At 43.9% G+C, this 13,492-nt stretch carries 10 protein-coding genes; 3 read left to right on the top strand and 7 right to left on the bottom strand.

Annotated elements, in window-relative coordinates:
• Positions 1–338: 338 nt before the first annotated feature.
• The 4 genes from leuD to leuA all read right to left on the bottom strand — a co-directional run bounded on the left by leuD (position 339) and on the right by leuA (position 5,096).
• Positions 339–944: a 3-isopropylmalate dehydratase small subunit gene (gene leuD / locus AB4238_RS13720; protein ID WP_372033933.1), complete on the bottom strand. Its 606-nt coding sequence runs from the start codon at positions 942–944 to the stop codon at positions 339–341.
• Positions 945–955: 11 nt separating this feature from the next.
• Complete coding sequence (leuC, locus tag AB4238_RS13715) at positions 956–2,356, bottom strand: 3-isopropylmalate dehydratase large subunit (protein ID WP_372033932.1); 1,401 nt, start codon at positions 2,354–2,356, stop codon at positions 956–958.
• Between the two features lie 2 nt (positions 2,357–2,358).
• Positions 2,359–3,453, bottom strand: a complete 1,095-nt coding sequence (leuB, locus tag AB4238_RS13710; protein WP_372033931.1) for a 3-isopropylmalate dehydrogenase — start codon at positions 3,451–3,453, stop codon at positions 2,359–2,361.
• A gap of 71 nt (positions 3,454–3,524) precedes the next feature.
• Entirely contained in the window at positions 3,525–5,096 is a 1,572-nt protein-coding gene (gene leuA / locus AB4238_RS13705) for a 2-isopropylmalate synthase (protein WP_372033930.1), read from the bottom strand.
• 516 nt (positions 5,097–5,612) lie between these two features.
• Here leuA and AB4238_RS13700 point away from each other — a divergent pair.
• Complete coding sequence (locus AB4238_RS13700; RefSeq protein ID WP_372033929.1) at positions 5,613–7,361, top strand: histidine kinase; 1,749 nt, start codon at positions 5,613–5,615, stop codon at positions 7,359–7,361.
• A gap of 9 nt (positions 7,362–7,370) precedes the next feature.
• Here AB4238_RS13700 and recQ read toward each other — a convergent pair whose 3' ends face one another.
• The gene (recQ, locus tag AB4238_RS13695; protein WP_372033928.1) at positions 7,371–9,194 is read right to left on the bottom strand and encodes a DNA helicase RecQ; all 1,824 of its coding nucleotides are present in this window, start codon (positions 9,192–9,194) and stop codon (positions 7,371–7,373) included.
• 173 nt (positions 9,195–9,367) lie between these two features.
• On the opposite strand from recQ, the gene AB4238_RS13690 reads away from it, so the two are divergent.
• Together AB4238_RS13690 and rarD are read left to right on the top strand one after the other, a co-directional pair.
• Positions 9,368–9,832, top strand: a complete 465-nt coding sequence (locus AB4238_RS13690) for a thioesterase family protein (protein ID WP_372033927.1) — start codon at positions 9,368–9,370, stop codon at positions 9,830–9,832.
• Between the two features lie 170 nt (positions 9,833–10,002).
• Complete coding sequence (gene rarD / locus AB4238_RS13685; RefSeq protein WP_372033926.1) at positions 10,003–10,890, top strand: EamA family transporter RarD; 888 nt, start codon at positions 10,003–10,005, stop codon at positions 10,888–10,890.
• Between the two features lie 70 nt (positions 10,891–10,960).
• Here the strand turns inward: rarD and AB4238_RS13680 are convergent, their stop codons facing one another.
• Positions 10,961–11,482 carry a PH domain-containing protein gene (locus tag AB4238_RS13680; protein WP_372033925.1) on the bottom strand — a complete coding sequence of 174 codons (522 nt, stop codon included), beginning with the start codon at positions 11,480–11,482 and terminating at the stop codon, positions 10,961–10,963.
• A gap of 77 nt (positions 11,483–11,559) precedes the next feature.
• Entirely contained in the window at positions 11,560–12,879 is a 1,320-nt protein-coding gene (argA, locus tag AB4238_RS13675) for an amino-acid N-acetyltransferase (RefSeq protein ID WP_372033924.1), read from the bottom strand.
• Positions 12,880–13,492: the final 613 nt, after the last annotated feature.

The raw sequence follows: 13,492 nt of genomic DNA, 5'->3' as shown, positions 1-13,492 counted from the left end.
TAAAATGAAAAACAGAATACATACCAGCAAAAAAGCTCGCTGAACATAAGTAAGACAAACCAGAAAAAGCACAATAACTTATTATTTACATGAACTTAAATAACTAAAACCAGAAAACATGCGTACTCTTAGATTTCAGACAAGTAACAGCATAAATAACTGGCAAAAAAAACAATATTAAAAATCTGACTAACCAATATAATAATTACAATTAAAATACAATAACTTAGAAATGTTAGAATTATAATTAAAACAAAAGCCACTTAGTTTTAACACTAAGTGGCTTTGTTATATCAACAGCTTGGTACAAGCGTACGCTTAAGATCTATCGCTTAGCGTTAAGCTCTCCACGATGGTAAGTTGGCCTCATAATGGCTAATCGCATCCGCATGAGCTAAGGTGAGCCCAATCGCGTCAAGCCCATTTAGCAGGTTATGCCTGGCTGACTCTGCGATCTCAAAGTTAAATACTGCACCAGATGGTGAGGTCACTGTTAGCGCTTGCAGATCAACGGTCACTTCAGCACCTGGTAACGCGTCAACTTCAGCCATGACTTGCTCAACTTCGGCATCCGTTAATTTAACAGGTAACAAGCCGTTGTTGATTGAGTTGCCATAGAAAATATCAGCAAAGCTCGGTGCAATAATCGCTTTTAAACCGAAGTCAGCTAAAGCCCATGGCGCATGCTCGCGGCTTGAACCACAACCAAAGTTCTCTTGCGAGATCAAAATAGAAGCGCCCTGATAACGCGGCTTATTCAAATTAAAATCAGGATTAGGCTGATCGCCAGCATCATCTAGATAGCGCCAATCATGGAATAGGTGAATACCAAAACCATCACGAGTGACCTTCGACAAAAACTGCTTTGGAATGATCTGGTCAGTATCAACATTTGCGCTATCAATGATAACCGCAAGCCCTGTGTGTGCAATAAATGGTTGCATAACTTAACTCTCTAGTAAGGTTTACGGATATCAACAAAATGACCAGCAACAGCAGCAGCTGCAGCCATAGCAGGACTCACCAAGTGAGTACGACTACCACGTCCTTGTCGACCTTCAAAGTTACGGTTACTTGTCGATGCACAGCGATCGCCAGCCTCTAGCTTGTCGTCATTCATCGCCAAGCACATTGAGCAACCCGGTAAGCGCCACTCAAAACCAGCATCCAAAAATATTTTGTCTAAGCCTTCAGCTTCGGCTTGCTCTTTAACCAACCCAGAACCTGGTACCACTATCGCTTTTACGCCCTCAGCAACCTGACGCCCTTTGGCATGCACGGCCGCTGCGCGAAGATCTTCTATACGTGAGTTAGTGCATGAACCAATAAAGACCTTATTGATCCCAACATCAGTCATTAAAGTACCAGCACTTAAATCAACATACTCAAGTGCTTTTTCGATGCTTGAGCGAACCGTTGAGTTAGACTCTTCAGCAGGATTAGGTACCAGTTGGTCAATCGCGACCACTTGTCCAGGGTTCGTCCCCCAAGTCAGCTGCGGCGCAATGTCACTAGCTTGCAATACCACTGTTGCATCGAATGTCGCATCAGCATCAGTTTTCAATTCAGCCCATGCCGCAATAGCTTGCTGCCAGTTATCACCTTTAGGTGCGAATTCACGCCCTTTAAGATACTCAGCAGTGGTTGCATCAGGGGCGATCATGCCCGCTTTAGCCCCCATCTCAATCGCCATGTTACATACCGTCATGCGCCCTTCCATTGTCAGCGCTTCTATCGCTTCACCACAGAATTCAACCACATAACCAGTACCGCCATCCATGCCGATTTTACCTATAATCGCCAGCACGATATCTTTAGCGGTAATGCCTTCAGCCACGTGACCGCGCACTTCGATCTTCATGGTTTTGGCTTTTAACTGACGCAAGGTTTGCGTCGCCATAACATGCTCGACTTCTGAAGTACCAATACCAAAGGCAAGTGCACCAAAGGCACCATGAGTCGCGGTATGCGAATCACCACATACAATCACAGTTCCAGGTAAAGTGATGCCCAACTCAGGGCCCATAACATGCACAATACCTTGGTTCTTATGATGGATATCATAAAGTCTGACACCAAATTCTTTACAGTTTCGCTCAAGAGTTTGTACTTGAGTGCGCGCCATAGGGCTAAGTGCATCAAGACTTGCACTAGTTGTTGAGGTGTTATGATCCATAGTGGCGAAAGTCTTCTCAGGCGCACGCATTTTACGCCCTGCCACCTCTAAACCACTAAATGCTTGAGGCGATGTCACCTCATGCACTAGATGCCGATCGACATAGATTATTGGCGCTTCACCTTCTGTGGCAACCACAATATGCGCATCCCAGACTTTTTCATATAATGTCTTAGCCATTGTTAAACACCTTCTTTTACAAGCTTGGCAATATAATCGCCCATTTCACTGGTTGATTTTGCATTATGACGTTCTTCGCTCGATAGCAATTCACCAGTCAAGTAACCATCACTTAATGCTTTACCCACTGCGGTTTCAATTGCAGTAGCGGCCGCGTCTTGCTTTAGGCTATGACGAAGTAGTAGTGCTGCAGACAAAATCTGCGCCACTGGGTTAGCAATACCTTGACCAGCGATATCTGGCGCACTGCCACCTGCAGGCTCATATAAACCAAAACCTGAGCTATTCATACTGATAGACGACAATAGCCCCATAGAGCCTGTAAGCATGGCTATTTCATCAGAGATAATATCGCCAAATAGGTTTGAGCAAAGCATGACGTCAAACTCATCTGGACGACGCAGTAGTTGCATCGTCGCATTGTCGATATAGATATGTTCAAGCTCAACATCTGGGTAATCTTTAGCAACCGTTTCTACCACTTCACGCCAAAGTACAGAACAAGCAAGTACATTCGCTTTATCAACAGAGGTCACTTTTTTGCGGCGACCTTGAGCAGTCTCAAAGGCAATCTTAGCAATACGGGTGATCTCTTTACGGGTATAACGCATGGTATCGAACGCTTCTTCATTCTCACCTTCGCCTTGACGCCCTTTCGGCTTGCCAAAGTAAATGCCACTGGTGAGTTCACGTACACACAGCACATCAAAACCACGTGATGAGATATCACTACGTAGCGGCGACATATGCTCAAGACCCGCATGCAATTTTGCTGGGCGCATATTACAGAACAACTCAAAGTGTCCACGTAGTGGCAATAATGCACCGCGCTCAGGTTGATCATTGGGTGCTAGGTGCTCCCACTTAGGACCGCCTACTGAGCCAAAAAGAATCGCATCAGCGGCTTCACAGCCTTTGAGTGTCGCGTCCGGCAGCGGACAACCTTGGCTGTCAATCGCAGCGCCACCAACATCGTAATCAGTATACTCAATAGAAAGGGCAAAACGTTCCTCTACAGCCGTAAGTACTTTACGGGCTTCTGCCATGACTTCAGGACCAATCCCATCTCCAGCTAATACAGCTATTTGATAACTCATACGACAACTCACTCCTTTAATTTTCTTTATAATCTAAAATCGGGTACATGAAACGCTTGGGTGTCTAAAGCCTAAACACCACCTAACACGCGCTTCTCTTGTTGTATTTTTTGTTTGCAATCAGCAACTTTATCTGCGCGCCAAGTCAAGTTCATCACATGGACTAAGGCCTTCACAGATGCTTCAACGACATCAGTTGCCAGCCCAACACCGTGGAAATTCTGGTTGCGGTAGCTGGCAGTGATATCAACTTGACCAAGCGCATTCTGTCCTTCACCTTTCGCGCCAAGTTGATAACTGGTGATGTCAATTTCGCAACCGCTGGCACGTGCGACCGCTTTATAAGCTGCATCAACAGGGCCATTACCAATGGCCGCTTCGGTAACTGTTTCGCCATTCACCTCAACTTTAACCGTGGCTGTTGCACTGCCTTCTGTTGAATCTGAATGTACAACTAACTGCTGCAATTTAAAATGGTCATCATCTTCAGCTTGCGCTTCCATAAAGGCCAATGCTTCAAGATCATAATCAAATACCTGCCCTTTCTTGTCTGCAAGTACAAGGAAGTCTTCGTATAGAACATCCATATCATAGTCTTGCTCACCGTAACCAAGCTCACTCATGCGGTGCTTAATGACATGTCGACCTGAGCGCGAAGTCATATTCAAGTTGTTACGGTTAAGACCAATACTTTCAGGCGTCATGATCTCATAGGTATTCTGTGCTTTAAGCATGCCATCTTGATGAATACCTGAAGAGTGAGTAAAAGCATTTGCCCCCACAATCGCCTTATTCGCTTGCACAGGCATATTACATAACTGACTGACCAAACTAGAGGTACGGTGGATCTCTTTAGCATTAATGCCTGTTTCTAAACCTAACTCCCCTTTACGAGTAGATAGGATCATCGCAATCTCTTCTAGGGAGCAGTTGCCAGCACGCTCACCAATGCCATTGACGGTACATTCGATTTGACGAGCACCATGCTGCACCGCAGTAATAGAGTTAGCCACAGACAAACCCAAATCATCATGACAATGCACAGATATAACAGCCTGATCGATATTCGGAACTCGATTAAACAAGGTCTGAATAATCCCGCCGAATTCACTCGGAACTGTGTAGCCGACAGTGTCAGGAATATTGATCGTACGCGCACCTGCTTTAATTGCTTCTTCTACCATACGGCATAAGTTATCGATAGGAGTACGGCCTGCGTCTTCGCAAGAGAACTCAACATCATCGGTAAATCGGCGCGCATATTTAACCGCACCAACAGCCATTTCTAATACCTGATCGAATGAGCGCTTTAGCTTACTCTCAACGTGAATGGTCGATGTAGAGATAAAGGTATGAATACGGAACTGATCCGCCACCGATAATGCTTGAGCTGCTGCATCAATATCTTTTTCAAGTGCTCTTGATAAGGCACAAACACGACTATTCTTTATCGTTTTGGCAATCGTCTGTACCGATTCAAAATCACCAGGAGAGGAAACAGGAAAACCAACTTCCATGACATCAACGCCTAATCGCTCCAATGCTAGTGCTATTTGAAGTTTTTCCTTAACCGTTAAACTGGCAGCTAGTGCTTGCTCACCATCACGTAGTGTCGTATCAAATATAATTACGCGGTCAGACATCTAATCTCTCCATTGAACTTCAAACGTTCAGTTATGCTTTCAGGCAATTTAAATACAAAAAACCCCGCGAGTTGTTCGCGGGGTTTATAAATGCAGGCTTTCTCAAGCGTATAGCACTATATCCTCCGCGCAGTGACTGCGAGAATGAGACTGAGGAGTATGAGTAATGTGCTTGTACGCTTCATAGGTTTTTATTCAACTTTTATAGGTAACTATGCCAGCTTGTTCTGCTGCGTCGGTTAATTTTTAACGCGAGCGGCCATCTATGTCAAGCCTAAATTGCTCAACATATGCATTTATCAAACTGAACATTGCTCACAAAAATCACAACCTTGATGATAAAAGTTACACTAAGCATCAAATAAGAGATATTATTGCGTAGCATCTCAAATAATGATGTTAAGTCGCAATATTCTCAACTGTTTAGCTTTTTTATGCATAATTTTAGATAAAATGGTTATAATAGCCCCACTCTGCTAAAGGAAAGCGGATTTAGAGTCATCACTGGAGCTAAAAATGGATTTTAGGAGCATCGTACTTTGTCTAGCATTCTGGGTTTCTCCAGTGTTTGGCGGTACGTTGGAACAACTAGATCACTTAAATACACTCGTCTACCAATATCCGAGCAAAGCATTGTCTGAGATCAATGCGCTTGAGCGTCACTATTTGGGTGTATCAAGATCAGACACTATTTTGATGCGTCTAAACGCACTCAAATGTGAGTCCTATATTCAGCTGGGTGAAAACGCTGCCGCTATTAATCTGGCTCGCTTAAATGACGCTAAAGCAAAACAGTTAGAGCTTGAGCATGCTAAACCCTACTTTTTAAATTGCATGGCACAAGCTTATGCAAGTTTTGGCGACTACCAGCAAGCATTACCGCTTTTATATTCTTCCATTTCATTATCGCGTCAGCTAAAACAACCTCAAGCCCTAATTGGGGGCCTTTGGCTCAGAAGCAAGCTCAATGCTGATGTAAAACACAATAATGCTGCGATAGAAGACATAAGACTTGCTCTGGATATTTACCCCGAGATCACTGTGCAAAATCAGCGTTGGACTTGGCCCCCGATAGGTTATTTATATACCTCTATGGCTAAACAGTTAGCCGATATTGATGAACAAAAAGAAGCAGAGACTTATCTTAAAAAGGCACTTAATGAACCCACAACGTTAGGTAAAGTTAAGCTTTTCATCGCACTTGATATGGCTCGATTTGCTCAGCAAAATCAACAGCCGAACCTACGAGATAAATATACTCAAATAGCCAGAGTGACTCTCGCCGAACTCAGTACCCCACTTGAGCTAGCGGTTGCTTACAATACAATTGCTCTAATTGATTTTGATAGTGGGAAATATAGCAGTGCAGAACAACTCGTTAATCTCAGTTTAGCGACTTTTCGAAAAGAAGCGGACTCAATTGGCACCATCAGTGCTTTATCACTCAATGCTCAAATAAAATTGAAACAGTACCGTGAAGCAGCCGGCCTCACATTGATGGAGCAGGCGATATCCTTAGCGAAGGAAAAGGAGCGCTACTCAGATCTGAAACATAGCTATGCCACCTTGGCAGACTATTTTGCCAAACAGGGAAAATTCTCACTGGCTTATCAATATCAGCTCAAGCAGTTGGAAGCGCTGGAAAATGAAACACTGTCGATTAAAAATATTTGGTTATCGCAACTCAAGTCAGGTTTAAGTCGTGAGGAGCAGATAGCCACTCCTAATCACTCGCTAATTACCGCAACAACAGTAAACGGTATTATTCCCAGCTCACTTTTCCCTATTGCGCTAATAATAATCAGCCTAATCGTATTCATCACTTGGTATCAAAAGAAAACACCGAAACCAACTCAACCAGAGCAAATAGTATTAAATCTTGATACTAAAGTTGATAAAAAGAAGTCACTTGAAGATCTGTTAAATATTAGCAAACAAGCGGGTTACCCCTTGTCGCTATTAGTATTCAATCCTAACCACATTTTTAAAGCAGATGTGCCAATAGTTATCGAGCAATTGAAAACCAAACTAAGGGAACAAGACGTATTGTTGCAGCAGTCAGATCAACAGATTGTGATTATGCTGCCACACACCTCTGAGCAAGGCGCAATAAACGTCATAGATCAATTAGCAAGCACCATTGAGGTTTGGCAAGAAGATTCCAAAGTCAACATCGGCCTTGCCTGTATGCAGCAGTTTGATGATTTGGAGTCAATGATAAAGCGCGCCAATATTAGTGAGCTGAGAAAGCTAAAAGTTAACTAATTCTCGCTGTTAACCTTCTGCGAGGTAGTTTTCAATTTCATCCAAAAACTCACCGCCAAAACGCTCTAACTTACGTTCCCCCACTCCATTTACAGCCAATAATTCACCAGGGCTTGTTGGCAGTATGGCAGCCATTTCTGCCAGGGTTGCATCGTTGAACACTAAGTATGGTGGTACATCTAGTTCTTCAGCTAGGGTACGTCTCAGTAACTTCAATCGCGCAAAGAGTTTACGATCATAGTTAAGCGGTGCTTTCGGATTATGACCTCGGCGCTTGGTAGTTTGAATCACTATTCTTGGCTCAGCGAGCAGTAATTCCACCTCACCTTTTAATACAGTGCGCGCTGAAGGATTGAGTGTCACCGATGAACCTCGAGTAATATCTTGATTAGCAAGCCCTAGATGGATCAACTGCCTAATGACACTCAACCAATGCTCATGACTTTTCTCTTTGCCAATGCCCCAAGTTGAAAGTTTATTATGGCCTCTATCCATCACATTAGCGGCTTTTGAACCTCGTAGCACCTCGATAAGGTGATTGACACCAAAACGCTGCCCAAGTCGATAGATACACGACAGCACCTTTTGTGCATCCTGAATGCCATTATATTTTTTAGGCGGATCTAAACAGATATCACAGTTGCCACATGGCTCTAACGCACTTTCATCGAAATAGTGCAGCAATACTTGGCGACGACAGGTTTGCGCCTCAGCGAAAGCGGCCATGGTATTCAGCTTATGGAATTCTACCTGCTGCTGTGGCCCGGGCTCAGACTGTTCAATAAGATGCCTAACTCTGCCAATATCAGCAGGGTCAAACAACATCAAAGCTTCAGAGTCCAAACCATCACGGCCTGCTCGGCCGGTTTCTTGGTAGTAGGCTTCGACACTTTTGGGGATATCGTAGTGCACCACGTAACGCACATTTGATTTGTTGATCCCCATACCAAAAGCGACCGTTGCCACAACAATATCCAGTTGATCTTTTAGAAATCGGTCTTGAACATCTGCCCGCTCTTCTTGGGTTTTACCAGCATGGTATGCCTCAGCTTGATACCCCTGCATACGTAGGCGATCAGCCACCTCATCCACTCGACGACGACTACTGCAATAAACAATACCGCTATTACCATTTTGCGCATCAATAAACTGTCGTAGCTGGTTGGCAGCATTAAGCTTTTCGGCAACGGTATAGCGAATGTTGGGTCTATCGAAACTGGTTAATAGCGAAAATGGTTTAATGGTTAACCGCTCGCAGATATCAACGCGAGTAGCGTTATCTGCCGTTGCAGTCAGTGCCATAATAGGCACTTGAGGAAACTGCTGACGTAAACGTCCAAGCGCCGCATATTCAGGTCTAAAATCATGGCCCCACTGCGAAATACAGTGCGCTTCATCAATGGCAAATAGCGAAATATTTAACTCATGCAAACGATCGATAAAGCTGGCTTGCAACAACCTTTCTGGCGATACGTACAGTAACTTTAGTTCGCCATAGCGCATCTGCTGCAAGATTTTTAGGCTCTCTTCTCTTGGTTGAGAAGAGTTAAGGTAAGCGGCTGGGACACCCGTCTGAATCAGACTATCAACCTGATCTTTCATTAGCGAGATCAATGGTGAAACCACAACCGTTAAACCGGGTAACTGCAGCGCAGGCAGCTGGTAACACAGGCTTTTACCACCGCCAGTCGGCATGATCACCAAACAGTCTTGGCCAGCACAGATCTGCTCAATGACTTCACGTTGGCCATCCCTAAATGTACGGTAACCAAATACCGATTGAAGGCTTGCTGATAATTGATCGACCGGATGTTCGAGTGCCGCCTGATCCATAGTGAACCTGTATTAATAATAAGGCCGACCATTCTAATGGAGCAAACCTCTCTTGTCTCTCCTCAAACTGTTTATCGATTAAAATTTAAACTTGCAACACAAGCTCTATTAGCGATAGATTAAATGCTCTAATACTAAGCGATTGATCCTACTAGGAACACACAGGGAGCGTTATGAGTAATATTATTCAGCAGGAAACATTACGCAGAGTTGCAGAGGTTTTTGACAAGCATGTACCTTTTCATAACTTACTTGGGATGGATATCAAACGTTATGATGTGGACGGTGTAGAAGTTGTCGTAAGAATGAAGCCTGAATTAATTGGTAATATCCATCAGCAAATATTGCATGGAGGCGTAACCGCCACCGTCCTAGATGTCGTCGGTGGCCTCACCGCTTTTTCGGGCTTAGTCGCCAGTCGTGACGATTGGAGCCTTGAGGAGCTAGAAAAACGCATTCAGACATTAGGCACTATTGACCTTAGAGTTGATTACTTACGCCCTGGCCGTGGCGAAATTTTTACAGGCACGGGTACGGTGATCCGCGCTGGAAATCGAGTTTCAGTTTCTAGAATGGAGCTTCACAATGAAAAAGGTGATCATATTGCTTTCGGCACAGGGACTTATATGGTGGGTTGATAGCATTGGTTACCATTAAAATGCCGTTATTAGCGGCACTTTATGCCATGAATGATCTGTTTGTTCACAGGGTTGATTACCACCCGTTCAGATAAACAGCGCGGTTAGCTTGAGTCTGCGCTTAGGCAGGATTACAATCAGCGCTTATTTTCTCTTCTTAGTCAATTTCAATGCAAGATACTGAACATCGCAAAGGCATCGTATTTGCCATTTGCGCATATACCCTGTGGGGCTTTGCACCACTGTATTTTAAATTACTGACAGATGTATCTGCCGCCGAAATTTTACTGCACCGTGTACTTTGGTCGTTCCTTTTTATGGGATTGCTGATGAGCTTTTTCGGTGGGTTTGGTCGTGCCAGACAGTTACTTAAAAAGCCTAAACAACTGGCAGTGCTCTGTGTGACCTCCTGCTTGATCGCCGCTAACTGGCTGTTATTCATCTGGGCGGTCAATAACGATCATATGTTAGATGCCAGCCTAGGCTATTTCATCAACCCATTGGTTAACGTGTTCTTGGCCATGCTGTTTCTGGGGGAACGCCTGCGCAAATTACAGTGGGCAGCCGTATCTTTAGCGGCTATTGGTGTGTCTATTCAACTTATTTCATTTGGCTCAATACCACTGGTATCACTGGGCCTGGCAGGATCATTTGCCTGTTATGGCTTATTGCGCAAAAAAGTTAACATTGATGCAAAAACCGGCCTATTAATAGAAACCGCTATCTTAATGCCTGTCGCGTTATTCTACCTGCTTAGCAATATGGGTGACTCGCTGACGCACCTTATGAGTAACGATATGCATCTAAACGGATTGTTGCTCGCAGCAGGTATCATCACCACTGTGCCATTACTGTGTTTTGCCGCTGCAGCTGTAAGGATCCCATTTACTATGTTGGGCTTTTTCCAGTATATCGGCCCCAGTATCATGTTCATTCTTGCTATAAGCTTGTTTAATGAGCCTTTCGATATGGAAAAAGGCATTACTTTTGGCTTTATATGGGCTGCATTAGCATTGTTTACCGCTGATATGCTTTATAAGCGTAAACAGAAAAAGTAACCTTTAAAAATGCAAAAAAGCGAGCCTAATCGGTTCGCTTTTTATTATCGAGCTAAACTCTATGTCGCTATTACTTAAAATGGCTTAACAGTGCCTCTGGTTGCTCTAGACTTAATAGTATCGGATAACCCTTGGCCGTTGGGATCAGCACCACATGGTCAACCTCAGTGACCGCAACAAATGCTTTTGACTGACCCACTAAACTGAACCAGCCTAATTGAAATCCCGGCATACCCACGCCATTAACCCGCAGATCGGGTTTAAATGCAGTATCAGCTCCAACAGTCCAGTTTAACTGACGTATTCCAGCGACATCTAACTCTTCTATGGGTAGGCTAAACCGATAAAATGGCACATCAACACTAATCGAATCTTTAGTCACGATCAGTTTGGCATCATTAACTTTATAAAACATCCAACTAAATGCGATGACCATCGGCAGCAACACCGCAGCAATAACAACCTTACCAGTTTGTGGTAGTGCTTTTAGGTAAACGTAAATGCCCATACCGATTAAGCCGATAATTAAGGCAATAAAGCTCAACGTACCTGTTGAGCTGAGAGGAGTAAGCACAAAACTTTGAGTCATCATCGAGTCCTGTCAATAAGATAACCTTATCTTTGACTAGGCGACATATTATGTCAAGTCGAGTTTTTTAGGATGTTAGTTTACAGATCTAAAGCTAAAATCTTCGACTTACGTTGGTAGTTGTAGAGCTGTTTCTTCTTTCCTGGTAACTCATCAACTTCAACAATATTAAAACCATGCTCTAAGAACCAGTGAATACTGCGCGTTGTCAGCGCAAATAATCTTGAATAACCTCTCACCCGTGCTTGGCTAATTATATTTTGTAGCAGCAAACTGCCTCTATCCGCATCTCGATACTCAGGGTGAACCACCAAGCACGCAAATTCACCAGCATTATCCTCTTCAAACGGATAAAAGGCCGCACAGCCGATCACTAAACTGTCGCGTTCAATCAGCATAAATTGCTCTATCTCGACCTCGAGTTGCTCTCTTGAGCGCCGAACCAGTATGCCTTTTTCCTCTAATGGACGGATAAGATCGAGTATGCCGCCGATATCTCGAATAGATGCACGGCGCAGACGCTCAGCACTTTCGGTCACAATTTGCGTACCAATACCATCACGGGAGAAAAGTTCTTGCAGCAGCGCGCCATCATCTAGATAGCTAACAAAGTGACAACGACTTACGCCATTTCTACAAGCATCGATACTGGCTTGCAAAAATGCTTTTGTACTTAAACAAAGTGGCGCTTGTTCAGGTAAGTTATTAAGGATGGCTTGAGCATCTGTAGGCATCAGCTCGGCAAGCACTTCACCAGCCTCATCCATAATCCCTTTATGGGCGCTAAAGCCAATCATCTTATCTGCTTTGAGTTTGACCGCAATCTGAGTGGCGACCTCTTCAGCCGTTAAGTTAAAGCTCTCACCTGTTACTGACGCCGCAACAGGACCTAACAATACAATGCCGCCATTATCCAACTGACGCTTTAAGCCTTGACTGTCTATACGTCTCACTCTGCCACTGAGACTGTAATCAACCCCGTCTTCTACCCCCAACGGCTGTGCAATAACAAAGTTACCGCTAACCACATTGATTTGCGCTCCTTGCATAGGCGTATTACTCAAACTCATCGATAACCGCGCCGTAATATCGAGTTGCAATGCGCCTACAACCTGCTTAATCACTTTAAAGGTATCCTCTTCAGTGATCCTCACACCATTGTAATATTCTGGAGTTAAGCTCTGTTGTGCCAGTGCTTCATCAATCTGCGGGCGTGCGCCGTGCACTAGGACGATTTTAATCCCTAGGCTATGCAACAGCGCAATATCGTTAATAATGGCCTTAAACTGCGGCTGAGCCAGCGCCTCCCCCCCAAGCATTACCACAAAGGTTTTGCCTCTATGGGCGTTAACATAGGAAGCTGAATGACGAAAACCATCGACGAGTTCTGTAGTACGCACGCTAAATTCACCTTTAAGTCTAAATAGACAGTCGCAACAATCTTATTAATTGATAACACCACCATGATATTGCATTTTAATTCAATTAAAAAGCATTTATTTTCAATTTTAAAGGTGAGAAATATTGAATAAAATCGATATAATTAAATGGACTTAGCTTTTTCGAAACAAAAACCAAAAAGTGCATATTGTTGCAAAAATACAACATCGTGTTGATGACACTGATGAATGGCATCAATTCAGAAGTGACTAAGATTATTAACTCAAGGTGCGGAGATAAAAACTGGGTGATAAATGGCTATCAACCAAACTGCGGAAACTAGATGGTTATAACCTTGCTCCCTCAACGAGAGGTTATACCCTTTTGAAACAATGCAACGTAGCAGTGAAAGTCGTGAGACGCTCACAAAGCGCGGCTGATATTTAAGGCATGGGGAAATCTCTTAATACCGCGCATGTGGCATTCGATATACGACTAAATGGTCTATTTTGTTCCATACAAAATAAGACATTCCGGCCTTCCTTGGCAGTCAGATTTAGGCGGTACGAGAGCAAGGGGGTCGAAAGTAGAATAATGCAGCAGCAATTATCGAGAGCGGAGCAGGATGCCAGA

This window comes from Shewanella sp. 10N.286.45.A1, from assembly GCF_041470405.1.
Classification (GTDB): Bacteria; Pseudomonadota; Gammaproteobacteria; order Enterobacterales; family Shewanellaceae; genus Shewanella.
This window is presented reverse-complemented; position numbering and strand designations above follow the sequence as displayed.